20 protein-coding genes are annotated in these 24,918 nt (G+C 62.2%); 4 read left to right on the top strand and 16 right to left on the bottom strand.

The window, feature by feature from the left end; translation table 11 throughout:
* Nucleotides 1-103: 103 nt before the first annotated feature.
* The 4 genes from tssK to tagF are packed head-to-tail and all read left to right on the top strand — an operon-like array spanning nt 104 to nt 6,846.
* Nucleotides 104-1,435 (top strand): type VI secretion system baseplate subunit TssK, encoded by a 1,332-nt coding sequence (gene tssK, locus BM70_RS0127395; RefSeq protein WP_025858981.1) that lies wholly within the window; start codon nt 104-106, stop codon nt 1,433-1,435.
* Between the two features lie 15 nt (nt 1,436-1,450).
* Entirely contained in the window at nt 1,451-2,722 is a 1,272-nt protein-coding gene (icmH, locus tag BM70_RS0127390) for a type IVB secretion system protein IcmH/DotU (RefSeq protein ID WP_043274394.1), read from the top strand.
* A gap of 2 nt (nt 2,723-2,724) precedes the next feature.
* Nucleotides 2,725-6,288 (top strand): type VI secretion system membrane subunit TssM, encoded by a 3,564-nt coding sequence (tssM, locus tag BM70_RS0127385; protein ID WP_051556795.1) that lies wholly within the window; start codon nt 2,725-2,727, stop codon nt 6,286-6,288.
* Nucleotides 6,289-6,297: 9 nt separating this feature from the next.
* A complete protein-coding gene (gene tagF / locus BM70_RS0127380; RefSeq protein ID WP_025858978.1) occupies nt 6,298-6,846 on the top strand; it encodes a type VI secretion system-associated protein TagF in 549 nt (182 codons plus the stop codon).
* A 44-nt stretch (nt 6,847-6,890) separates the two neighbouring features.
* Here tagF and BM70_RS0127375 read toward each other — a convergent pair whose 3' ends face one another.
* From BM70_RS0127375 to aceA, 16 genes are all read right to left on the bottom strand, one after another.
* Nucleotides 6,891-7,205 (bottom strand): DNA-binding transcriptional regulator, encoded by a 315-nt coding sequence (locus BM70_RS0127375; RefSeq protein ID WP_025858977.1) that lies wholly within the window; start codon nt 7,203-7,205, stop codon nt 6,891-6,893.
* Nucleotides 7,195-7,545, bottom strand: a complete 351-nt coding sequence (locus tag BM70_RS0127370) for a toxin (RefSeq protein WP_043274395.1) — start codon at nt 7,543-7,545, stop codon at nt 7,195-7,197. Before BM70_RS0127370 ends, BM70_RS0127375 begins: the two co-directional genes overlap by 11 nt.
* A gap of 238 nt (nt 7,546-7,783) precedes the next feature.
* Nucleotides 7,784-9,247 carry an NADH-quinone oxidoreductase subunit NuoN gene (gene nuoN / locus BM70_RS0127365; protein WP_025858975.1) on the bottom strand — a complete coding sequence of 488 codons (1,464 nt, stop codon included), beginning with the start codon at nt 9,245-9,247 and terminating at the stop codon, nt 7,784-7,786.
* Nucleotides 9,248-9,254: 7 nt separating this feature from the next.
* Nucleotides 9,255-10,787 carry an NADH-quinone oxidoreductase subunit M gene (nuoM, locus tag BM70_RS0127360; RefSeq protein ID WP_025858974.1) on the bottom strand — a complete coding sequence of 511 codons (1,533 nt, stop codon included), beginning with the start codon at nt 10,785-10,787 and terminating at the stop codon, nt 9,255-9,257.
* Between the two features lie 39 nt (nt 10,788-10,826).
* A complete protein-coding gene (gene nuoL / locus BM70_RS0127355) occupies nt 10,827-12,680 on the bottom strand; it encodes an NADH-quinone oxidoreductase subunit L (protein ID WP_025858973.1) in 1,854 nt (617 codons plus the stop codon).
* Entirely contained in the window at nt 12,677-12,985 is a 309-nt protein-coding gene (nuoK, locus tag BM70_RS0127350) for an NADH-quinone oxidoreductase subunit NuoK (RefSeq protein ID WP_003174727.1), read from the bottom strand. The genes nuoL and nuoK overlap by 4 nt, the downstream gene beginning before the upstream one ends.
* A 2-nt stretch (nt 12,986-12,987) precedes the next feature.
* A complete protein-coding gene (nuoJ, locus tag BM70_RS0127345) occupies nt 12,988-13,491 on the bottom strand; it encodes an NADH-quinone oxidoreductase subunit J (protein ID WP_017476146.1) in 504 nt (167 codons plus the stop codon).
* Nucleotides 13,492-13,500: 9 nt separating this feature from the next.
* Nucleotides 13,501-14,049 (bottom strand): NADH-quinone oxidoreductase subunit NuoI, encoded by a 549-nt coding sequence (nuoI, locus tag BM70_RS0127340; protein ID WP_025858972.1) that lies wholly within the window; start codon nt 14,047-14,049, stop codon nt 13,501-13,503.
* Between the two features lie 11 nt (nt 14,050-14,060).
* The gene (gene nuoH, locus BM70_RS0127335; RefSeq protein ID WP_017137518.1) at nt 14,061-15,068 is read right to left on the bottom strand and encodes an NADH-quinone oxidoreductase subunit NuoH; all 1,008 of its coding nucleotides are present in this window, start codon (nt 15,066-15,068) and stop codon (nt 14,061-14,063) included.
* Nucleotides 15,065-17,779: an NADH-quinone oxidoreductase subunit NuoG gene (gene nuoG / locus BM70_RS0127330; RefSeq protein WP_025858971.1), complete on the bottom strand. Its 2,715-nt coding sequence runs from the start codon at nt 17,777-17,779 to the stop codon at nt 15,065-15,067. Before nuoG ends, nuoH begins: the two co-directional genes overlap by 4 nt.
* Before the next feature lie 135 nt (nt 17,780-17,914).
* Nucleotides 17,915-19,270, bottom strand: a complete 1,356-nt coding sequence (nuoF, locus tag BM70_RS0127325) for an NADH-quinone oxidoreductase subunit NuoF (RefSeq protein ID WP_025858970.1) — start codon at nt 19,268-19,270, stop codon at nt 17,915-17,917.
* Nucleotides 19,267-19,764 carry an NADH-quinone oxidoreductase subunit NuoE gene (nuoE, locus tag BM70_RS0127320; RefSeq protein WP_003174721.1) on the bottom strand — a complete coding sequence of 166 codons (498 nt, stop codon included), beginning with the start codon at nt 19,762-19,764 and terminating at the stop codon, nt 19,267-19,269. The genes nuoF and nuoE overlap by 4 nt, the downstream gene beginning before the upstream one ends.
* Nucleotides 19,765-19,766: 2 nt before the next feature.
* Entirely contained in the window at nt 19,767-21,551 is a 1,785-nt protein-coding gene (gene nuoC / locus BM70_RS0127315) for an NADH-quinone oxidoreductase subunit C/D (RefSeq protein WP_025858969.1), read from the bottom strand.
* 72 nt (nt 21,552-21,623) lie between these two features.
* Entirely contained in the window at nt 21,624-22,298 is a 675-nt protein-coding gene (locus BM70_RS0127310; protein ID WP_003174719.1) for an NADH-quinone oxidoreductase subunit B family protein, read from the bottom strand.
* A 10-nt stretch (nt 22,299-22,308) separates the two neighbouring features.
* Nucleotides 22,309-22,722 (bottom strand): NADH-quinone oxidoreductase subunit A, encoded by a 414-nt coding sequence (locus BM70_RS0127305; protein WP_003219575.1) that lies wholly within the window; start codon nt 22,720-22,722, stop codon nt 22,309-22,311.
* A 631-nt stretch (nt 22,723-23,353) separates the two neighbouring features.
* Nucleotides 23,354-24,679, bottom strand: a complete 1,326-nt coding sequence (aceA, locus tag BM70_RS0127300; RefSeq protein ID WP_025858968.1) for an isocitrate lyase — start codon at nt 24,677-24,679, stop codon at nt 23,354-23,356.
* Between the last annotated feature and the right edge of the window lie 239 nt (nt 24,680-24,918).

Genomic DNA, 24,918 nt, shown 5'->3' with positions numbered 1-24,918 from the left:
GTCTCGCAGCCCAGCGCGGGGCAAGCCCGCTCACCACAGCAAGCTTGCTCACCACAGCAAGCCCGCTCACCACAAACGCACAGCCATGTTGAGAGAAGCATTCATGTCCTGGAATAACAAAGTCGTCTGGTCCGAAGGCATGCTGCTGCAGCCTCAGCACCTGCAACAACACGATCGTTTCCTGCAGGCCCAACTGGAAGCCCGCGTCAGTGCCTTGCGTGCGTACGGCTGGGGGTTCTCCACGCTGGAAATCGATCCGCAGCAGTTGGCCATGGGCAAGCTGTCGTTGCTGTCCTTCAGGGGGGTGTTACCTGACGGCACGCCGGTCGGCCTGCCGTTTGGCGATGAAATGCCGCTGCCCCTGGAGATCCCCGGCGATGCCCGCGACCTGAAAGTCGTGCTCGCGCTTCCCAGCCTGCGCCCCGGTGTCTCGGAGGTGGACGATAACCCCAGCGTTGAAAACTTCGCCCGTCATCGCAGCAGCGAATACGAAGCCTGGGACAGCAATGGCCTGGACAACAGCGCATTGATGAGCATCGGCAAGCTGCGCCTGCGCCTGGCGTTTGAAGGCGATGTGGCGGATGCCTACACCACCCTGGGCATCGCCCATGTGCTGGAAAAGCGCGCCGACAAAAGCGTGGTGCTTAACCGCGAGTACTGCCCGCCGTGCCTGGACATGCGCGCCGCCGAGCGCCTGGGGGCGTTTGTCGATGAGCTGCTGGGCTTGATGCAGCAACGGGTCGAAGCCCTGGCGTCGCGCCTGACCCAGCCCGATGGCAGCGGTGCGGCAGAAATCGCCGACTTTCTGTTGTTGCAGATGCTCAATCGCAGCTTGCCGTTGGTGCGGCACCTGGCGGCGATGACTGGCCTGCACCCGGAGCAACTGTACCGCGACCTCGTGGGCCTGGCCGGTGAGTTGGCGACCTTTACCCGCGATGACAAGCGTGCCGGCGCCTACCCGGCGTATCGCCACGCGGCCCTGGCGGAAACCTTCGCCCCGGTGATGCTCGACCTGCGTCGCGCGCTGTCGACGGTGATGGATGCCCGTGCCATCGCCATCCCCCTGGAAGAGCGCCAGTACGGCATTCGCGTGGCGGTCCTGCCCGACCAGGACTTGCTGCGCTCGGCCACCTTCATTCTGGCGGTGCAGGCGCAGATGTCCGCCGAGAACGTGCGCAATGGCTTCCCGCCGCAGGTCAAGATCGGCTCGGTGGAGAAGATCCGCGACCTGGTCAACCTGCAGCTGCCGGGCATCGGCTTGCGCCCCTTGCCGGTGGCGCCGCGGCAGTTGCCATTCCATGCCGGCTTTACCTATTTCGAACTCGATCGCAGCAGCGAGTATTGGCAATTGCTGAGCCAGTCGGCCGGTTTTGCCATGCATATCGCCGGGGTGTTCCCGGGCCTGGAGATGCAGTTCTGGGCGATCCGCAATTAAGCCAAGGTGACTGACGTGAACGACACTTTTGAAGGCGACCCTGACCGCACCTTGCTGATCCCCACGCCGGGCGGGCGGCGTCCGGCAGCCCCCGTGGCGCCGGTGCAGCGCGCGGCGCCGGTGCTGCAGGGACAAGGGCTGAACCCGCTGGTGCGGGCGGCCAACCCACTGCTGGATTTGGTGGTGCCATTGCGCACCCTCACTGCGATGCCAGACATGGAAAGCCTGCGCCAGCGCCTGATCCAGGCGGTGCAGGCCTTCGAAGCCCAGGCTCGCGCCAGCCAGGTGGATGTGGAAACCGTGGCCGCGGCGCGCTACGCGCTGTGCACCCTGGTCGACGAAACCATCGCCAGCACCCCGTGGGGCGCGGGCGTGTGGGGCAGTCGCAGCCTGTTGGTGACGTTTCACAACGAGGCATGGGGCGGCGAGAAGTTCTTCATGATCCTGCAGCGTCTGAGCCAGGACCTGCGTACCCATATCGACGTGCTGGAGTTGATGTACCTGTGCATGGCGCTGGGGCTGGAGGGACGTTATCGCGTGTTGGATCGCGGCCTCGATCAGTTGGGGCTGCTGCGCGAACGCCTGCTGCAATTGATCAACCAGCAACGCGGCAACCAGGAACAGGACTTGTCACCGCGCTGGCGCGGCGCCGAAGCCCCGCAGGCATCGATGCTGCGGCGGGTGCCGTTGTGGGTGCTGGCGTCGGTGGCAGCGGTGTTGCTGTTGAGTGTGCAGCTGACCTACAGCTGGTTGCTCAACCGCGCGTCCGACCCGGTGTTTGCCCAGTTGGGTGCTATCCGCGTGGCCTCGCCGCTGAAAGTCGCGGTGCCGGCCACACCTGCACCCGTACGCTTGGCCGGGTTCCTCGCGCCCGAAGTGGCCCAGGGGCTGGTGGCGGTGAAAGACAGCGCCGACCGCTCGGTGATCACCCTGCGCGGCGACGGCGTGTTCGCCTCCGGCAGCGCCGAAGTGTCGAGCCACTTCGATGGCCTGCTGGCACGTATCGGCGATGCCCTGGCCACGGTGCAGGGGGATGTGGTCGTCGTCGGGCATACCGACAATGTGCGGCCCTCGGCGACTTCGCGGCTGGGCTCCAACTTCGACCTGTCCCAGGCGCGGGCCAAGACCGTCGCGCGTTTGCTGGCGCAACGGGCCGGGCCGGTAGAGCGTTACCGCAGCGAAGGCCGTGGCGAAACCGAACCCCTGGTGCCCAACGACTCAGCGGCGAATCGTGCGCGTAACCGCCGCGTCGATATCACCGTATTGATCCCTTCCCAGGCGCAATAGCCATGAATTTTTCGACGCTGTTTTCGTTGTTATGGTCCCCGGTGGAGCGCTTCATCCTGTGGCTGCTCAAGCCCTGGTTGCTGTCGCTGATCGGTGTGGCCTTGCTGTCGCTGCTGGTGTGGTACGAGGGGCCGTTGCTGGCGTTCAACGGCACTGAGCCGTTGGCGCCGGAGTCGCGGCGCTGGGGGGTGATCGCACTCTTTGTGCTGGTGTGGGCCGGGTATTTTGCCTGGCGCCTGTGGCGAGCCTGGCGCGCCAACCGCGGCTTGATGGCCGGCGTGGCCGAAGCCCCGGTAGTAGCGCCCGGCGTGCGCGAGTCCCAGGCCGAAGTGGCCGAGTTGGGCGAGCGCATGCGTTCGGCCATGGCGGTGCTGCGCAAGGCCAACCCCGGCTGGAAGATGAGCGGGCAGTACCTGTATCAACTGCCGTGGTACATGTTTGTCGGCGCGCCGGGCAGCGGCAAGACCACCGCACTGACCCATTCCGGGCTGCAGTTTCCCCTGCGTGAAGCCATGGGCAGTGGTGCCATCGGTGGCGTCGGCGGCACGCGGCATTGCGACTGGTGGTTCACCGATGAGGCGGTGTTGCTCGACACCGCCGGACGCTACACCACCCAAGACAGCTACACCGAAGTGGACAAGGCGGCGTGGGGCGGCTTTCTCGACCTGCTGAAAAAGTACCGTCGCCAACGCCCGGTCAATGGCGTGATCGTGGCTCTGAGCGTCAGTGACCTGCTGCAACAGACCGATGCCCAGCGCCAGGCCCAGGCCGTGGCGATCCGGGCGCGCATCAATGAGCTGTACGAGCGCCTGGGCCTGCGCTTCCCGGTGTATGTGATCATCACCAAATGCGACTTGCTCGCGGGCTTCTCGGAGTTCTTCGAGACGTTCGGCCGCGATGAGCGGGCGCAGGTATGGGGCGTGACGTTCCCGCTGGCGCAGCCACCCCAGGCCGATCCGAGCCTGGCGTCGTTTCCGGGCGAGTTCGACGCCCTGGAGCGCCAGTTGCAACGGCGTGTGCTGGAGCGATTGCAGCAGGAACGCGACCTGTCTCGGCGCGCTTTGCTCTACAGCTTCCCGCAACAGTTCGCCAGCCTTGGCGACGGCCTCACGCGTTTCCTAAATACCGTCTTTGAAGCCAATCGCTATCAGGCACCGGCGTTGCTGCGCGGTGTGTATTTCACCAGCGGCACCCAGGAAGGCAGCCCGATCGACCGGGTGATGAGTTCGCTGGCGGCGTCCTTCGGCTTGGGCCGCAACGTGCTGGCGCCGAATGTGGCCAGTGGGCGCAGTTACTTCATCACCCGACTGCTGCGCGAGGTGATCTTCAAGGAAGCCGGGCTCGCTGGGGTCAATCACCAGGAACAACGGCGGCGTCGGCTGCTGGAGCGGGCCGGGCGCGTGGCCGCAGGCGTGGCATTCGTAGCGCTGCTGGCGGGCATGAGCATCAGTTACAACCGCAACCTGCAACTGATCAGCGACGCGTCGATTGCCGCTACCCATGTCGCGCAACTGGCCAAGGCGCTGCCGGCCGAAGGCGATGTGCTGGTGACCTTGCCGCTGCTCGATGCGGCGCGCGCACTGCCCAGCGGCTACATTGATGGCGACCGCCGTGTGCCGCTGCTCAGTCGCATGGGCCTGTACCAGGGCGACAAGCTCGGGGCCGGTGCGGTGACGCTCTACCGGCGCCTGCTGCGCAGCACCTTGCTGCCGCACATCGTGGCGAACATGGAGAACGCGCTGCGCCGTGGCGATGCGAGTAACCAGGAATTCCTCTACGAGACCCTGCGCGCCTATCTGATGCTGGGGGAGCGGCAGTTCTTCGATGCGCCGTCGGTGCAGGCCTGGGTCGATGTGGACTGGCGCCGCGAACTGCCCCAGGCCACGCCTGCGCAGTTGCAACAGCTGTCGGATCACGTCGCGGCGCTATTGGAAGCTGACGACGAGGCTGAGCCGGTGCAACTGGACAGTGCGCTGGTGGCCAAGGTGCGCCTGGCACTGGCCAGCATGCCGCTGTCCCAGCGCATCTATAACCGCGTGAAGCGCCAGGTCGACCAGCAACGCCTGGCGGAACTGAGCGTGAACCGTGCAGTGGGGCGGGATGTCTCGTCGCTGTTTACCCGCGCCAGCGGCGAACCGTTGTCCCGTGGGGTGAGTGGCGTGTACAGCATCGCCGGTTACCGTGAGCTGAACGAAAAGACCCCGCAGGCCGTGGCCGACATGGCCAAGGACAGCTGGGTGCTTGACCGCCAGGAATCGGCTCAGATCGCCGGCGGCAACCCGGCCATGCAGGCGGCGGTGCTGGAGCTGTACTACGCCGACTATATCCGTCAATGGGATACCTTCCTGGCGGATGTGCACCTGGCACCGTTGACCAGCCTTGGGCAGGCCTCGCTGGTGACCAATGGGCTTGCCGCCAGCGATTCACCGCTGCGCGCGTTGCTGGTCGCGGTGTCGAAAGAGACCACACTTGAAGGCGCCCTGAGCTCGGCCTCCGGCAAGGACACCGACCAGCGTGTGCGCGACAAGATCGCTGTCGCCACGCAAAAACTGCAGTCAGCGTTGGGCGGCGACAACCCGGCGCCGGTGACGGATGCATCGGCGAATCCTGTGGACCAGCATTTTGCCGCGCTGCATCGCCTGGTAGGCAATGGCACCGGTCCGCAGCCGGTGGATGAGGTGCTGGCGTCGTTGAAGGAGGCGGGGCAATTCTTCGACAGCGCTGATGCAGCTCGCCGTAGCGCGGCGCCGGCACCGTCCAACGAGGTGCTGGGGCGCCTGAAGCGCTCGGGTGATACGCAGCCTGCGCCGCTGTCGACGCTGATGCGGGATGTGGAGTCGGGGGGCAGCGCGCTGACCCTGGGGAATGAAAAGGCCCGTTTGAATGCATTGTGGGAGGCGACCGGCGCACCGTTTTGTCGGGCGGCCATCGATGGGCGTTATCCGCTGGTGCGCAGTTCCACTCGGGATGCCACCGCCGATGACTTCGGCAAGTTCTTCGGTCCCGGTGGGTTGATGGATGATTTTTTCAGCAAGAACCTCGCGGCTTACGTTGACATGAGCGGCAGCCAGTGGCGCTGGCGTTCTACCGGCGTGACACCGCTGAATATCTCCCAGGATGTACTCAACCAGTTCCAGCGCGGCGCCCGGCTGCGGGACATGTTCTTCGTGGCTGGCGCGCGTCAGCCCTCCCTGCGCTTCGACCTGAAGACCCTGGGAGCTGACCCGGCGCTGAGTAACGTCACCTTGGAGATCGATGGCCAACCGGTAGTGTATGACGCCGGTAACGTGCCCGACTTCACCAGCATCGCCTTGCCCAGCGGCAAGTCCGGCGGGCTGGTACGCCTGGATGCCACCCCAGCGCTGGTCAATCCGTTGCGCAGCGACGGGCCCTGGGGCTGGCTACGGATGATGGACAAGGCGGTAGTGAACACCCAGGGCGAACACCTGCAACTGACCTTCAACCTGGAAGGCCACCACGTGGCTTACCTGTTGCGCGCCAGCAGTGTGATCAACCCCTTCCGCCGCGACAGCCTCGAGCAATTCCATTGCCCGGGCAGTTTTTAGGAAACTGCCATGAATGGATTTTTCGGCAAGGTCCCGAGCCTGGGGGATTTTGTCAGCCGTCGTTTGCCGCCGGCATTCCTGAACCCCTGGGACGCCTGGTTGCAGGCCGGCTTGCAGTGCAGCCGTGAGCGCCTGGACGAGCAATGGCTGGAGGCGTACCTGTGCAGCCCGATCTGGCACTTTGCGCTGGCGGCAGGTGTGTGTGGTGAGCAAGGTTGGGCTGGGGTGATGATCCCCAGTGTGGATCGGGTGGGGCGTTATTTTCCGCTGACCGTTGCTGCAGCCGTTGGCGTTTTGTCGCCGTCGGATACAGCCTGGTACGGTGAGGTGGAAAGGCTGGCGTTGTCGGCCTTGAGCGAGGTGTTTTCCCTGGAGGCCTTCGATGAATCGCTGATGATGCTGCCATTGCCGGCGCAGCTCGGTGAGTGGCGGACGCGTATGGACCCCGCCGTGCGGGTGCTGTTCTGGACCGACGGTTCACCGCGCGTCGTACCGACGATTTGGGCGGGGGAGGGGTTACCCGATGCTGAGACCTTTGCCGATATGCTCGGTGGTTAATGGCACTGCGTGAAAAAGCCCCGAATCTGTCGGGGCTTTACGCATCAACCCAATGCAGCGAGTTGCGCCACGGTTTCCGGGAAACGTGCCACCAGGCGAATCAGCGTGGCAGCCTGGGCATTCGGCTTGGCCCGACCTTGCTCCCAGTTTTCCAGGGTACGGGTGTTGGTGCGCAGGTACATGGCGAACACCGACCGGGAGAGGTTGAGTTGTTGGCGCACGGCGACGACTTCCTCAGCGGTGAGTGGTGCCAGGTTTTTGAGGTGAACCTTGTGGGTTCGCAGGGTGACTTTGCCTTGGCGTTCTTCTGCCAGGGCGTCGAAGCCTTCGACCAGTTCGGAAAAGATTTCACGTTTCATGATGTGTTCTCGCTTTGATTTCCCTGTCCAGCATGTGTTTTAGGGCTTTTTTGTGCTGTGGTGTCAGGTCATCCTGTTCGTGCTTGCCGTACAGGGTGAACAGCCAGAATTGCGTGCCGCCCGACCACCAGTAGTAAATGACCCGCAGGCCACCGCGCTTGCCTTTATTGCGTCGCTCATCGACGAAGCGAACCTTGCGCAGTCCGCCTGTTCCCTCGATCACGTCTCCCGCTTCCGGGTTCTTCATCAACGCTTGTTGAAAACCCTGGAAAAGCTCGTCACTCAGATAGTCCTTGCGATGCCGCTCGAAGGCCGGCAGTTCGATAAATAGAGCATCCATGTTCTGTACGTAGCCTGCGTATAGTTTGGTGGCCCACTCGCTAAGGGTCAAGTGACTCTGCTGTGGGAACTTTCCTAAAACGCAGACACCATACGGCGGCGTTCATCGGGTAGATGCCGGATGGGGAGGCCGATGGGCGAGGAAATTTCCGTGAATAGGGGAGGGTAAAAGCCCCTGCCCCTGAAACGCAAAACGGCGCCCGAAGGCGCCGTTTTGTTTACCGCATCCCGCTAAGCGATCAAACGCCCAGCACCGCGTGCTGCACCAGGGTGAGCAACGGTTGTGGGTACACGCCCAGGAAGAACGCGAGCAGGGCGATGGCCAGCAGCATCACGCCGCCTGCCTTCTGCTCCCAATGCAGCTCGGCATCCACACGGCGCAGGTTTGGCTCGATCAGGTACAGGGTGACCATCACGCGCAGGTAGTAGAACACGCCGATGGCGCTGCCCAGCACCAGGGAAGCGACCAACCACCACTCGTGCGCTTCGACGCCGGTGGCGACGATGTAGAACTTGCCGATGAAGCCAGCGGTCAGCGGGATGCCGGCCAGGGACAGCATCATCACGGTGAGTACGGCGGTCAGGTACGGACGGCGCCAGAACAGGCCGCGGTATTCGTACAGGGCGTCGGCGTCACGGCCTTTGTAAGGCGAGGACATCAGGGTGATCACGCCGAACGCACCGAGGCTGGTGATCACGTAAGTGACCAGGTACACGCCGATGGCTTCCACGGCCAGGCCTTTGCTCGCCACCAGGGCGATCAGCAGGTAGCCGAAGTGGGCAATGGACGAGTAACCCAGCAGACGCTTGAGGTTGTTCTGGGTCAGGGCCAGCAGGTTACCGAACAGGATCGACGCAATGGCGATCACGGTCAGTACGTTGCTCAGCACGCCGGTGTTGGCGGCAGGCGAGATCTGGAACAGACGCACCATCACCGCAAACACCGCGACCTTCGACGCCGTGGCCAGGAACGCAGCCACTGGCGCCGGGGCGCCTTCGTACACGTCCGGGGTCCACAGGTGGAACGGTACCAGCGACAACTTGAACGCCAGGCCGATCAGCATCATCGCCAGGCCCAGTTGGGCAATCGGCGCAGGGCTGTTGGTGGTGGCCAGGGCGTGGCCGATACCGGTGAAGCTCAGGCTGCCGGCTTCGGCGTAGAGCAGGGCCATACCGAACAACAGGAACGCGGAACCGGCGGCTGACAGCACCATGTACTTGATGCCGGCTTCCAGGGAGCGCTTGTTGAAGAAGGCGTAGGCCACCAGGCCGTAGGTCGGGATCGACAGCAGTTCCAGACCGATGAACAGGCCCGCCAGGTGCTGTGCGCTGACCAGCACGATGCCACCGGCCGCAGCCAGCAGGATCAGCAGGTACAGCTCTTCGCGGTTGCCTGGGTAGCCGGTGCCGCCTTCGCCGAGGTAGGCGTGGGCGAGGGTGACGCAGGCCAGGGTCGCGACCAGGATCAGCGCGATGTACAGCAGCGCGAAATCATCGACCATCATCAATGGCGTGACCGCCAGTGCCGCGACCTTGAGGGCCGGGATGATCGACAGCAGGGCCAGGTTCAGGCCGGCACAGGACAGCAGGAACGTTTGCGAGTGATTGCGGCGCCAGGCGATCGCCAGCATCACCACCACGATGGTGAGGCTGGTGATCAGCAGCGGCGCAAGCGCGATAAAGTGTTGGATCGTGAATTCCATAGCGCTCTTACCGGGCCGAAGCGAGTTGAGAGAAGGCGGTGCCGAACCACTGCTGCACGCCATGCATCGTTGCGGCAGAAGTGTCCAGGAACGGTTGCGGGTACACGCCGATGTAGATCAGCAATACCGCAAGGCCGAGCACCATGATCAGTTCGCGAGCATCCATCCCTTGCAGGACAGTGTCGGACTTGGCCGGGCCGAAGTAGGCGCGGTGGATCATGATCAACGAGTAGACCGAACCGAACACCAGGCCGGAAGTGGCGATGGCGCTGATCCATGGCGTCTGCACGAAGGCACCCATCAGGATCAGGAACTCGCCGATGAAGTTACCGGTGCCCGGCAAGCCCAGGGAGGCAGCCGCGAAGAACAGGCTGATCGCCGGCAGGTACGCGATGCGTGACCACACGCCACCCATCTCACGCATGTCACGGGTGTGCAGGCGCTCGTACAGCTGACCACTCAGGATAAACAGTGCAGCGGCCGAGACACCGTGCGCCAGCATCTGGATCACGGCGCCCTGCAGCGCCAGTTGGCTGCCGGAGTAGATGCCGATCAGTACGAAACCCATGTGGGAAACGGACGAGAAGGCAATCAGACGCTTGATGTCGGTTTGCGCGAAGGCCAGGAACGCACCGTAGAAGATCCCGATCAGACCCAGGGTCATGGCGATCGGCGCGAACTCGGCCGAGGCATTCGGGAACAGCGGCAGCGCGAAACGCAGCAGGCCGTAGGCCGCCGTCTTCAACAGAATACCGGCCAGGTCCACGGAACCTGCGGTCGGCGCCTGTGCGTGAGCGTCAGGCAGCCAGGAGTGGAACGGCACCACCGGCAGCTTCACCGCGAAGGCGATGAAGAAGCCCAGCATCAGCACGTACTCGGTGGTCAGGGACATCTTGGTCTTCAACAGGTCGGCGTAGTTGAAGGTAATCACGCCGGTGTTGTTGAAGTTGACCAGTACCAGGCCCAGGATCGCCACCAACATGATCAGGCCGGAAGCCTGGGTGAAGATGAAGAACTTGGTCGCTGCGTAGATCCGGGTTTTCTTGCCGTCCGAAGAACTGTGACCCCAGAGCGCGATGAGGAAGTACATCGGCACCAGCATCATTTCCCAGAAGAAGAAGAACATGAACAGGTCGAGGGCGAGGAACACGCCGACGACACCGCCCAGGATCCACATCAGGTTCAGGTGGAAGAAGCCCACGTGACGCTGGATCTCTTTCCAGGAGCAGAGTACCGAGAGGATACCCAGCAGGCCGGTCAGCAGGATCATCAACAGCGACAGGCCGTCGAGGGCCAGGTGCACGTTGATGCCGAAGCGCTGGATCCACACGTGCTTGAATTCAAGCGCGAAGGTCGGATCGACACCCGGTGCCGGAGCAAATGAATAGTCGCCATGGGCCCACAGCCAGAGGCCGAGTGCGAGTTCCAGGGACATGGTCAGCAACGCAATCCAGCGGGGGAGGGTGGCGCCGAAGCGTTCACCCATCCAGCAGAGCAGGCCGCCGATAAAGGGGATCAGGATTAGCCAGGGCAGAATCATGACGGGCTCGTTTCCTTTCGCAAGTTCGCAAAGTTCATATCAGACCGCTACCACCACGATGGCGCCGATCACTAGCACGGCACCGGCCGCCATGGAAGCTGCATACCAACGCAATTGGCCCGTCTCGCTGCGGCTCAGGGCGGTGTTACCGGCCTTGGCGGTGCGCGGGATCAAACCGATGGTCTGGTCGAGCGGGTCTTTGCGCAGTACATGGCTGATGGCGAGGTAAGGCTTGACGAACAGTTTGTCGTAGATCCAGTCGAAGCCCCAGGCAGCGAACCACCAGGCCGAAAGGAAGCGGCCAATGCCACTGTTGGCAACGGCCGTCACGAAGCGGCGCTTGCCAAGGAACAGCAGGGCCGCCAGCAGGATACCGGCGATGGCGATGGCACCCGAGGCGATTTCCAGGCTGTGCTGGGCTTCGCCGCCGGCATGGCCGACGCTTTGTGGCAGTACACCGTGCAGAGGCGGGGTGATCATGGCGCCGATGAAGGTCGACAGGATGATCAGTACCGACAATGGCAACCAGTGCGAGATGCCGTGGCCTGCGTGTGCTTCGGTCTTGGCTTCACCGTGGAAGGTGATGAAGATCAGGCGGAAGGTGTACAGCGAGGTCATGAACGCACCCACCAGGCCTGCGTACAGCAGATTCTGGTTACCGCTGGCAAAGGCTTCCCAGAGGATTTCGTCTTTGGAGTAGAAACCGGCGGTCACCAGCGGCAGGGCGGCCAGTGCGGCACCACCGACGATGAAGCTGGCGTAGGCCAGTGGCAGTTTCTTCCACAGGCCGCCCATCTTGAAGATGTTCTGCTCGTGGTGGCAGGCAACGATCACCGCACCGGAAGCCAGGAACAGCAGGGCCTTGAAGAAGGCGTGGGTCATCAGGTGGAAGATCGCCGCGTCCCAGGCACCGACGCCCAGGGCCAGGAACATGTAGCCGATCTGGCTCATGGTCGAGTAGGCGAGGATCCGCTTGATGTCGGTCTGTACCAGGGCAGCAAAACCGGCCAGCACCAGGGTCACGCCGCCGACGATGCCTACCAGATGCAGGATGTCCGGGGCCAGGGTGAACAGGCCGTGGGTGCGGGCGATCAGGTAGACACCGGCAGTCACCATGGTTGCCGCGTGGATCAGCGCGGAAACCGGGGTAGGACCGGCCATCGCGTCCGCCAGCCAGGTTTGCAGTGGCAGTTGCGCGGATTTACCCACGGCACCGCCCAGCAGCATCAGGGTGGCCAGGGTGATCCAGAAGTCACCGACCTGGAATTTCTGCGGTGCCAGCACCAGCAGCTCCTGGATGTTCAGCGTGCCCACTTGCTGGAACAGGATGAACAGGCCGATGGCCATGAACACGTCGCCGATCCGGGTAACGATGAAGGCCTTGAGTGCCGCGTTACCGTTGTTGCGGTTGCTGTAGTAGAAACCGATCAACAGGTACGAGCACAGGCCCACGCCTTCCCAGCCGAAGTACAGGAACAACAGGTTATCGCCCAGCACCAGGAACAGCATGCTGGCGATAAACAGGTTGGTGTACGAGAAGAAGCGCGAGTAACCGGCTTCACCGCGCATGTACCAGGACGCGAACAGGTGGATCAGGAAGCCCACGCCGACGACAACGCCCAGCATGGTGATCGACAGGCCGTCGATGTAGAGGGCGAAGTTCGGCTTGAAGCCCTCCACCGACATCCACTGCCACAGCACCAGGGTGTAGTGACCGCCTTCCGGCGGCGCGACGTTGAATTGCCAGATGACGTAGGCGGCAACGATCGCCGACAGGCCAATGGAACCCACGCCCACCAGGGCAGAAACGTTTTCCGACCAGCGTCCACGGGAGAACGACAGCAGCAGGAAACCGATCAGGGGGAATAAGAAAGTCAGAAAGATCATGTTCATCCGCGCATCTCACTGGCAGCGTCGATATCAAGCGTGTGGAAGCGACGATACAGTTGCAGCAGGATCGCCAGGCCAATGCTGGCCTCCGCGGCTGCCAGGCTGATCACCAGGATGAACATGACTTGTCCATCCGGCTGGCCCCAACGTGCACCCGCCACGATGAACGCCAGTGCTGCAGCGTTCATCATGATTTCCAGGCTCATCAACACGAACAGAATGTTACGGCGGACCATCAGGCCGACCAGGCCAAGGCAGAACAGGATGCCGGCGACCGCCAGACCATGCTCCAAAGGGATAGCAGGCATCGTCATTGCTCCTTGGCTTCGTTGCGGCCCAAGTGGAAGGCCGTGATGGCTGCGGCGAGCAGCAGCATCGAAGCCAGTTCGACCACCAGCAGGTACGGGCCGAACAGGCTGATGCCCACGGCCTTCGCGTCTACGGTGGTGTGGCCGATGGCCTGGCCGCTCTGGTGAGCGAACAGCACATACAGCAGTTCAGCCAGCAGCAGGGCTGCCAGGATCACCGGGCCAAGCCAGATGCCAGGCTTGAGCCAGACGCGTTCCTGGGCGACCGAAGCCGGCCCCAGGTTGAGCATCATCACCACAAACACGAACAGCACCATGATGGCGCCGGCGTAGGCGATCACTTCCAGCACACCGGCGAACGGTGCGCCGAGGCTGAAGAAGGTCATGGCCACGGCGATCAGCGAAATGATCAGGTAGAGCAGGGCGTGCACAGGGTTGGTGTTGGTGATCACGCGAAGCGTGGACACAACCGCGATACCCGATGCGAAATAGAAAGCGAATTCCATCTTTCTTCCTTAAGGCAGCAAGCTCTTCACGTTGATCGGCTCGGCTTCGTTTTGTGCGGCGCCTTTCGGCTTACCGGAAACGGCCATACCTGCAACACGATAGAAGTTGTAATCAGGGTTTTTACCGGGACCAGAGATCAGCAGATCTTCTTTCTCGTACACCAGGTCCTGACGTTTGAACTCGGCCATCTCGAAATCCGGTGTCAGCTGGATCGCGGTGGTCGGGCAAGCTTCCTCGCAGAGGCCGCAGAAAATGCAGCGCGAGAAGTTGATGCGGAAGAAGTCCGGGTACCAGCGACCGTCTTCGGTTTCAGCTTTCTGCAGGGAGATGCAACCCACCGGGCACGCCACGGCGCACAGGTTGCAGGCTACGCAACGCTCTTCGCCATCGGGGTCGCGGGTCAGCACGATGCGGCCGCGATAGCGCGGCGGCAGGTACACCGCTTCTTCCGGGTATTGCAGGGTGTCGCGTTTGCGGAAGCCGTGACCGAACACCATCACCAGGCTTCGCAACTGGGTACCGGTACCCTTAACGATGTCGCCAATATATTTGAACATGGGTCAAATCCTCACTGAACCGCGCCCGCTGGCGTGTTCAACAACACAACGGCAGCAGTCACCAGCAAATTGATCAGGGTCAGCGGCAGGCAGAAGCGCCAGCTGAAATCCATCACCTGGTCGTATCGTGGACGCGGAATGGAAGCGCGCAGCAGGATAAACAACATGATGAAGAACGCGGTCTTCAGGAAGAACCAGAAGAACGCCAACTGCGGCAGGATGCCGAATGGACCGTGCCAGCCGCCGAAGAACAGCGTGACCAGCAGGGCCGAGATCAAGATGATGCCGATGTATTCACCGACGAAGAACATGCCCCACTTCATGCCGGCGTATTCGATGTGGTAACCGTCGGCCAGTTCCTGTTCCGCTTCCGGCTGGTCGAACGGGTGACGGTGAGTCACGGCGACGCCAGCGATGAAGAAGGTACAGAAGCCGAAGAACTGCGGAATGATGAACCACAGGTTCTGCGCCTGGTACTCGACGATGTCGCGCATGTTGAACGAGCCCACCTGCACCACGATGCCCATCAGCGCGAGGCCCATGAACACTTCGTAGGACACGGTCTGGGCCGAGGCACGCAAGCTGCCCAGCAGGGCGAACTTGTTGTTGCTCGACCAGCCGGCGAACAGCACCGCGTAGACCGACAGGCCGGCCATGGCGAAGAAGAACAGCAAGCCGATGTTCAGGTCCGCCACACCCCAGGTCGGGGTGATCGGGATGATCGCGAAGGCGATCAGCAAGGCGCTCATGGCCACGACCGGTGCCAGGGTGAAGATCACCTTGTCGGCGAACGGCGGGGTCCAGTCTTCCTTGAAGAACATTTTCAGCATGTCGGCAGCGATCTGGAACATACCAAACGGGCCAACGCGGTTCGGACCGTAACGGTCCTGCCACCAGCCCAGCAGGCGACGTTCGACGAAGCTGAGCAGGGCGCCCGCGACGACCACGGCCAACAGGATCACGATGGCCTTGACGACCGAGATGATCACGTCGATCACTTCAGGGGTGAACCAGGTCATTGCGCTGCCTCCTGCAGACCGTCAACGGTTTTGCCAAAGATCGCAGGTGGAATACCGGCGAGGCCTTTAGGCAGTGCAACCAGGCCAGCACCCAACTCATCATTGATGCGCAGCGGCAGACGCAGGGTCTGGCCGGCCACGTTCAGGCTGAGCAGGGCACCGTCGTTGACGCCCAGGCGGTCGGCTTCGGACTTGGCCACGGATACGTAGGCTTGCGGGATGCGCTCTTGTACCGGCGCGGCCTTGGAAGAGTTCTCTTCGCTGCCGAACAGGTGGAAGAACGGCACGACCTGCCAGGTGCCCTGGGCCGGGTTGAACGGACGCGGTACGGCCGCGAACCAGTTCAGCGAGTCACCGGTGCTTTCGATCAGGCGGGTGCCCGGGTCGCCAGCGCGGATGTGACCACCGACCTCGTCCTGGAACTTGTTCCAGGCCTGCGGCGAGTTCCAGCCCGGCGACCAGGCAAACGGCACCTGCTGACGCGGCTCGACCGAACCCGAGTAACCTTCCATGGAGAAGGCGAACGCGGTGTCGGTGTCTTGGGGTGTACGCGGTTCGTGCACGCTGATGTTGGCGCGCATGGCGGTACGGCCGGAGTAGCGCAGCGGTTCACGGGCCAGTTTCATGCCCTTGATGCGGAACGCGGCGGACGGTGCGGCGTCGACGATACGTGCCAGCTGCGGCGCGCTTGCAGCGGCGGCGGCCGTGACGTGGTCGAGCTGGGTCCAGTCGATCGGCTGGTTCAGCAGGGTTGCGCGCAGGGCATGCAGCCAGCGCCAGCCTTCGTGAACCAGGATGCTGGCGTCCATGTACTTCGGATCGAACACCTGGAAGAAGCGCTGGGCGCGGCCTTCCTGGCTGACCAGGGTACCGTCGCCTTCGGCGAAGGTGGCGGCTGGCAGCACCAGGTGGGCGCGATCGCTGGTGGCGGTCTTCTGGTGGTCGGCGACGATCAGGACCTTGGCGGCGTTCAGTGCCGCGTCAACCTTGGCGGCATCGGTGCGGGTGTACAGGTCGTTTTCCAGTACGACGATGGCGTCGGCCTTGCCGTCGGTCACTGCCTGCAGGGCGGCGTCCAGGGACTCGCCACCGAGCATGGCCAGGCCAAGGCTGTTGGCTTCCGGCACGACCAGGCTGATGGAACCGTTCTTGTCGCGCAGCTTCAAGGCCTTGGCGATGTTGGCGGCGGCTTCGATCAGCGCCTTGGAACCCAACGAGGTGCCGGCGATGATCAAGGGACGCTTGGCGGCCAGCAGGGCGTCAGCGATGCGCTGGGCCAGTTCGGCGGCTTCAGTGTCCAGGCCTTCGACGGCCGGTGCGCTGGCATCGAGGGCGTGGGCCACGGCGAAACCGATGCGCGCCAGGTCATCCGGTGCAGCGTGCACACATTCTTCAGCGATGTCGTCGAGCTTGGTCTCAGCCAGGCTGGCGATAAACAGCGGGTTCAGCGCGTGCTGGCCGATGTTTTTCACGGCGGCGTCGAGCCAAGGCTGTACGCGCATGGCGTCGGCCATGTCTTCTGCCTTGCCCTTGACCGATTGGCGCAGCGACAGGGCGATGCGGGCAGCGGTCTGGGTCAGGTCTTCACCGAGTACGAAGATGGCGTCGTGGTCTTCGATGTCGCGCATGTTCGGCACGGGCAGCGGGCTGTCGTTCAGCACTTGCAGGACCAGGCGGATACGCTCCAGCTCACCGGCTTCGATACCGGAATAGAAGTGCTCGGCACCCACCAGCTCGCGCAGCGCGTAGTTGCTTTCGAGGCTGGCACGTGGCGAACCGATACCGACGATGTTGCGACCGCGCAGCAGGTCGGCGGCTTTATCCAGCGCGTCGTCCAGGCTCAGCTTGGCGCCATCGGCCAGCAGTGGCTGGCGTGGGCGGTCTTCGCGGTTGACGTAGCCATAGCCAAAACGGCCACGGTCGCACAGGAAGTACTGGTTGACCGAACCGTTGAAACGGTTTTCGATCCGACGCAGTTCGCCGTAGCGCTCGCCCGGGGAGATGTTGCAACCGCTGGAGCAGCCATGGCAGATGCTCGGCGAGAACTGCATGTCCCATTTACGGTTGTAGCGCTCGGAGTGGGTCTTGTCGGTGAACACACCGGTCGGGCAGACCTCGGTGAGGTTGCCGGAGAACTCGCTTTCGAGCACGCCGTCTTCAACGCGACCGAAGTACACGTTGTCGTGGGCGCCGAATACGCCGAGGTCGGTGCCGCCGGCGTAGTCTTTATAGAAACGCACGCAACGGTAGCAGGCGATGCAGCGGTTCATTTCGTGGGAAATGAACGGGCCGAGGTCCTGGTTCTGGTGGGTACGCTTGGTGAAGCGATAACGGCGCTCGTTGTGGCCGGTCATCACCGTCATGTCTTGCAGGTGGCAGTGACCCCCTTCCTCACAGACCGGGCAGTCGTGAGGGTGGTTGGTCATCAGCCATTCGACGACACTGGCGCGGAACGCCTTGGATTCTTCATCGTCGATGGAGATCCAGGTGTTGTCGGTGGCTGGGGTCATGCAGGACATGACGATACGACCACGGGTGTCGTTCTCGTCGGTGTATTGCTTGACCGCACACTGGCGACAGGCACCGACGCTACCAAGCGCGGGGTGCCAGCAGAAATACGGGATGTCGAGGCCTAGTGAGAGACATGCCTGTAACAGGTTGTCTGCCCCATCGACTTCGAGCGCTTTGCCGTCTACGTGGATAGTGGCCATGGTTCAAAGTTCTTCGTTGGCCCGTTGTCAGCGGGCGTGGCTAATGGAATCTTGTTATTCATGGGCATCAACACAGCCTTTACGGCGTCAGCCCATGAGCAGTTGAAGGGCACGGACCCTTCGCCTGTTAAAGCGTTACGCGCCGACTACGATCGGCCTTGCCAGAGGCGGGACGGCGGCGCTGGTAGGCGCGATGCCGGCTTCGAACTCCGAGCGGAAGTATTTGATTGCGCTGCCCAATGGCTCCACGGCGCCCGGTGCGTGAGCACAGAAGGTCTTGCCTGGGCCGAGGAAACCGACCAGACCCAGCAGGGTCTCGATGTCACCCTCGCGGCCTTCGCCGTTTTCCAGGGCCATCAGCAGCTTGACGCTCCACGGCAGACCGTCGCGGCATGGGGTGCAGAAGCCGCAGGACTCGCGGGCAAAGAACTGCTCCATGTTGCGCAGCAAGGACACCATGTTCACGGTGTTGTCGACCGCCATCGCCAGGCCGGTACCCATCCGGGTGCCCACCTTGCCGATGCCGCCGGCATACATCTGTGCGTCGAGGTGCTCGGGGAGCAGGAAGCCGGTACCGGCACCGCCTGGCTGCCAGGCTTTCAAGGTGTAGCCGTCGCGCATGCCGCCGGCGTAGTCCTCGAACAGCTCGCGTGCGGTCACGCCGAACGGCAGTTCCCACAGGCCAGGGTTCTTCACTTTGCCGGAGAAGCCCATGAGCTTGGTGCCCATGTCTTCGCTGCCTTCGCGGGCCAACGATTTGTACCAGTCCACGCCGTCGGCAATGATCGCCGGCACGTTGCACAGGGTCTCGACGTTGTTCACGCAGGTCGGCTTGCCCCACACGCCCACGGCGGCAGGGAAGGGCGGCTTGGAGCGCGGGTTGGCGCGGCGGCCTTCGAGGGAGTTGATCAGTGCGGTTTCTTCACCGCAGATGTAACGCCCGGCGCCGGTGTGCACGAACAGTTCGAAGTCGAAACCGGAACCGAGGATGTTCTTGCCCAGCAGGCCCGCTGCCTTGGCTTCTTCCACGGCACGGTTGAGGTGCTTGGCGGCGGTGGTGTACTCGCCACGCAGGAAGATGTAGCCACGGTAGGTTTTCAGTGCGCGGGCGCTGATCAGCATGCCTTCGATCAGCAGATGGGGCAGTTGCTCCATCAGCATGCGGTCTTTCCAGGTGTTCGGCTCCATTTCATCCGCGTTGCACAGCAGGTAGCGGATATTGATGGATTCGTCCTTGGGCATCAGGCCCCACTTCACGCCCGTGGGGAAGCCAGCACCGCCGCGGCCTTTGAGGCCGGCGTCCTTCACGGTCTGGACGATGTCGTCCTGGGCCATGTCGGCGAAGGCTTTGCGTGCAGCGGCGTAACCGTTCTTGGCCTGGTACTCGTCGAACCATACGGGTTCGGCATCGTCACGCAGGCGCCAGGTCAGGGGATGGGTCTCGGGCGAACGCTTGATCAGGTTGGCCGGGCCGAAAGAAGTCAGGGTCATGGGTAGCCCTCGAGCAATTGGGTCACGCCAGCAGGCTGCACGTCACCGAATGTGTCGTCGTCGATCATCAACGCCGGCGCCTTGTCGCAGTTGCCCAGGCAGCACACCGGCAGCAGCGTGAAGCGGCCGTCCGGGGTGGTCTGGCCGAGGCCGATGCCCAGCTTGTTCTGGATTTCGCTGACCACCGACTCGTGGCCACCGATGTAGCAGACCATGCTGTCGCATACGCGAATGATGTGGCGACCCACTGGCTGACGGAAGATCTGGCTGTAGAACGTGGCCACGCCTTCAACGTCGCTGGCGGGGATGCCGAGGATCTCGCCGATGGCGTAGAGGGCGCCATCCGGCACCCAGCCACGCTCCTTCTGGACGATCTTCAAGGCTTCGATCGACGCCGCGCGCGGGTCTTCGTAGTGATGCAGCTCGTGCTCGATGGCCGAGCGCTCGGTTTCACTCAGGGTGAAACGGTCTGTCTGGATAAGCGTGCTGTTCATGCTTAGCGGTCCACGTCGGCCATAACGAAATCGATACTACCCAGGTACGCAATCAAGTCCGCGACCATCTCGCCCTTGATCACCGAAGGGATCTGCTGCAAGTGGGCGAAGCTCGGCGTACGAATCCGGGTGCGGTAGCTCATGGTGCCGCCATCGCTCGTCAGGTAATAACTGTTGATACCCTTGGTCGCTTCGATCATCTGGAAGGACTCGTTGGCCGGCATGACCGGGCCCCACGAAACCTGCAGGAAGTGCGTGATCAGGGTTTCGATGTGCTGCAGCGTGCGCTCTTTCGGCGGCGGCGTGGTCAGCGGGTGATCCGCCTTGTACGGGCCGGCCGGCATGTTGCGCATGCACTGCTCGATGATCTTCAGGCTCTGGCGCATTTCTTCGACGCGCACGATGCAACGGTCGTAGGCATCGCCATTGGCGGCCAGCGGGACTTCGAATTCGAAGTTTTCGTAGCCCGAGTACGGACGCGCTTTACGCAGGTCGAAGTCGCAACCGGTGGAACGCAGGCCAGCACCAGTGACGCCCCATTCCAGGGCCTCTTTGGTGTTGTACTGGGCGACGCCGATGGTACGCCCCTTGAGGATGCTGTTATCCAGCGCAGCCTTTTGGTACTCGTCCAGACGCTTGGGCATCCAGTCGATGAATTCCTTGACCAGGCGCTCCCAGCCATTGGGCAGGTCGTGGGCAACACCGCCGATGCGGTACCAGGCCGGGTGCAGGCGGAAACCGGTGATGGCTTCGATGACCTTGTAGGCACGCTGGCGGTCGGTGAAGGTGAAGAACACCGGGGTCATGGCGCCGACGTCCTGGATATAGGTACCCAGGAACAGCAGGTGGCTGGTGATCCGGAAGAACTCGGCCATCATGATGCGGATGGTGTCGACGCGGTCCGGCACCTTGATGCCGGCCAGCTTCTCGACCGAGAGCACGTACGGCAGGTTGTTCATCACGCCGCCGAGGTAGTCGATACGGTCGGTGTACGGGATGAAGCTGTGCCACGACTGACGCTCGGCCATCTTCTCGGCACCCCGGTGGTGGTAGCCGATGTCCGGTACGCAGTCGACGATTTCTTCGCCGTCCAGCTGCAGGATGATACGGAAGGCGCCGTGAGCCGAAGGGTGGTTCGGGCCCAGGTTGAGGAACATATAGTCCTCGTTGGTGCCGGAGCGCTTCATGCCCCAGTCTTCCGGACGGAAGCGCGCAGCCTCTTCTTCAAGCTGCTGCTTGGCGAGGTTGAGGCTGAACGGATCGAATTCGGTGGCGCGCGCAGGGAAGTCCTTGCGCAGCGGGTGACCTTCCCAGGTCGGCGGCATCATGATGCGCGTCAGGTGCGGGTGGCCCGGGAAGTCGATCCCGAACATGTCCCAGACTTCGCGTTCGTACCAGCTGGCGTTCGGCCAGATGCCGGTCACGGTCGGCACGCTCAGGTCGCTCTCGGACAGGGCGACCTTGATCATCACGTCGCTGTTACGTTCGATCGACAGCAGGTGGTAGAACACGGTGAAATCGGCGCCGCTCGGCAGCCCCTGGCGCTTGGTGCGCAGACGCTCGTCCACGCCATGCAGGTCATAGAGCATGACGTACGGCTTGGGCAGGTTGCGCAGGAAGGTCAGGACCTCGACAAGCTTGGCACGCGCCACCCACAGCACCGGCATACCGGTGCGTGTGGCCTGGGCGGTGAAGGCATCAGGGCCAAAACGGTTATTGAGTTCGACGACCACATCCTGGTCGTCTGCCTTATAAGGCGGGATGTACAGAGCACTGCCTGTAGTCATGGTTTTTTATCGCTTTCGGTCAACGTAAAGAATGAAGCCAGGTTTTCGTTCTATAAAAGAAGCGGTGCTGGATCAGACTTCGTCGGGGCTGCGCAGGTTGGTGACTGCGATTCGCTGTTCGCGGCGCTGTTCCTTTTGCGACGGCATCTCGGCGCGGTACACGCCTTGATCGCCGACGACCCAGGAAAGCGGGCGACGCTCCTTGCCAATCGATTCCTGCAACAGCATCAAGCCTTGCAGGAATGCTTCAGGGCGGGGCGGGCAGCCAGGCACGTAGACGTCCACGGGCAGGAACTTGTCCACCCCCTGAACGACGGAGTAGATGTCGTACATGCCACCGGAGTTGGCGCACGAACCCATGGAGATAACCCACTTTGGCTCGAGCATTTGCTCGTAGAGACGCTGAATGATCGGCGCCATCTTGATAAAGCAGGTTCCGGCGATAACCATGAAATCCGCCTGGCGCGGCGAGGCCCGTATCACTTCGGCGCCAAAGCGCGCGATGTCGTGGGGCGCCGTGAAGGCGGTGGTCATTTCCACGTAGCAGCAGGACAGACCGAAGTTGTACGGCCACAGGGAGTTTTTACGCCCCCAGTTGACCGCGCCACTCAGCACGTCTTCCAGCTTGCCCATGTAGATGTTTTTGTGGACTTGGTCTTCTAACGGGTCGGAAACGGTTTCCCGTTCGCCGATGGGGTACTGCTCGTTAGGAGCATCCGGGTCGATCCTGGTGAGATTGTATTGCATCGCCAAAGCCTCATTGTTTCAGCTTCGCTTGCCGCTTACGACGAGCTTCCGGAGCCCAATCAAGGGCGCCCACTCGGAATAGGTAGACAAGGCCTGCCAACAGAATTGCTATGAAAACGAGAGCTTCGACGAATCCGGTCCAGCCGCTTTCGCGGACGGACACAGACCAGGCAAAGAGAAAGAGGGCTTCGATATCGAAGATCACGAACAGCATCGCGACCAGATAGAATTTGGCTGAGAGCCGCAAGCGGGCGCCACCTGTAGGCAGCATGCCGGATTCGAACGGTTCATTTTTGCTGCGGCCCCAGGCTTTTGACCCGAGGAGGCTGGAGACACCAAGCATGAAGGCGCAGAGGCCGACAACACCGAGGAGGAAAATGGCAAAGCCCCAGTTGTGGGCCATGAGTCCTGTCGCTTCGGTCATGCTGGAAATCCTTAACAGAGAGCAAAGGTCTCTGAGCTCGAAAAAGTAACGATGCAGTGACGATATGTCGCACTGCAATCAATCGCGATGATTTTATGGCTAAACACCGGGCAAGTAAAATTCCTATAGCGAAATTATTCGATGGAATAAGGACATAGTGCACCTTCCTGGGGCTGTAGCCCTTGTGCGGCGGGCATTAGCGGGCATTTGATCAATTGTGTTTTGTTTAACCTGTAACGAAGTTTTCATGCGCTAAATGATAATGAATATTGTTTGCGTGGGGTTTAAGCGAATGTTTCTCGTATGGCGGGGGAAGTTGCCGTTACTTGCTAGAGTGTCGCTTAGTTGCTGACGGAGATCTTTTAACCGATCTGATCCACGCGAATACCGCTCTGGATCAATGTTTTGCACATTTTTTCATGCGCCCCCCCCTGTAGGAGTCGGCTTGCCGGCGATGAGGCCCTTGACTCTTGCGGTGATTTTAAAGCCGCCATCGCCGGCAAGCCGGCTCCTACACAGTGTGGTGTTTTTGCTGTGGGCAAAAAAACGCCCCGAACCAGTCGGGGCGTGATTGCTGTGCGGCACTGCGGTTAGGTCTTCCTTGGGGCCGCAGTGGCCGTGTACGCGGTGCTTAGTGGAACTGTTCTTCTTCGGTCGAGCCGGTCAGCGCGGTCACGGACGAGGTGCCGCCCTGGATCACGGTGGTCATGTCGTCGAAGTAGCCGGTGCCCACTTCCTGCTGGTGAGCCACGAAGGTGTAGCCCTTGGCGGCGTCAGCGAACTCTTGCTCTTGCAGCTTCACGTAGGCGGTCATGTCGTTGCGGGCGTAGTCGTGCGCCAGGTTGAACATGCTGTGCCACATGTTGTGAATGCCGGCCAGGGTGATGAACTGGTGCTTGTAGCCCATGGCGGACAGTTCGCGCTGGAACTTGGCGATGGTCGCGTCGTCCAGGTTCTTCTTCCAGTTGAAGGAAGGCGAGCAGTTGTAGGACAGCAGTTGGTCCGGGTATTCCTTCTTGATCGCTTCGGCGAAACGACGGGCTTCGTCCAGGTCCGGCTTGGCGGTTTCGCACCAGATCAGGTCGGCGTACGGCGCGTAGGCCAGGCCGCGAGCGATGGCCTGGTCGAGACCGGCGCGGACTTTATAGAAGCCTTCCTGGGTGCGTTCGCCGGTCACGAACGGTTGGTCGTATGGGTCGCAGTCCGAGGTCAGCAGGTCAGCGGCGTTGGCATCGGTACGCGCCAGGATGATGGTCGGCGTGCCGGCAACGTCAGCGGCCAGGCGGGCAGCGGTCAGCTTCTGTACGGCTTCCTGGGTCGGAACCAGTACCTTGCCGCCCATGTGGCCGCATTTTTTCACGGACGCCAGTTGGTCTTCGAAGTGCACGCCGGCAGCGCCTGCCTCGATCATGCTCTTCATCAGTTCGTAGGCGTTCAGTACGCCGCCGAAACCGGCTTCGGCGTCAGCCACGATGGGCGCGAAGTAGTCGATGTAGCCTTCATCGCCCGGGCCTTTACCGGCTTTCCACTGGATCTGGTCGGCACGGCGGAACGAGTTGTTGATGCGCTTGACCACGGTCGGAACCGAGTCCACCGGGTACAGCGATTGGTCGGGGTACATGGATTCGGCGGAGTTGTTGTCCGCTGCCACTTGCCAGCCGGACAGGTAGATCGCCTGGATACCGGCTTTCACCTGCTGGACTGCCTGGCCGCCAGTGAGGGCGCCCATGCAGTTGACGAAATCTTTGTCGGGACGGAAGGAAGGCTTGGCACCTTGGGTTACCAGGTTCCACAGCTTCTCGGCGCCGAGTTTTGCAAAGGTGTGCTCAGGTTGAACCGAGCCACGCAGGCGGACGACGTCAGCAGCGGAATAAGCGCGGGTCACGCCTTTCCAGCGTGGGTTTTCAGCCCAGTCTTTTTCAAGGGCTGCAATTTGCTGTTCGCGTGTCAGTGCCATGGGGAAAAACCTCGTCGCGTCTTGTTTGAAGTATCCGTTTGCCAGCCCGGCATTCGTTGCCTGGGTAGGGTTGCTCGCTGACCAGAAGCTCAGGTGTTCAAGTCAAGTCTGACGGGGAGGGGCGACGGGATGAACGATGGGGCTCAAGGGGGAGTTGAGCAGGTAAGGGCGAACTGCGAACGGTCTTCGGGCGTCGTGGGCCTTTGTACGATCCATCAGTGTGTAGCCGGGTTACCTGG

The sequence above is a fragment of the Pseudomonas sp. CHM02 genome, from assembly GCF_000612585.1.
Lineage (GTDB): Bacteria > Pseudomonadota > Gammaproteobacteria > Pseudomonadales > Pseudomonadaceae > Aquipseudomonas.
This window is presented reverse-complemented; position numbering and strand designations above follow the sequence as displayed.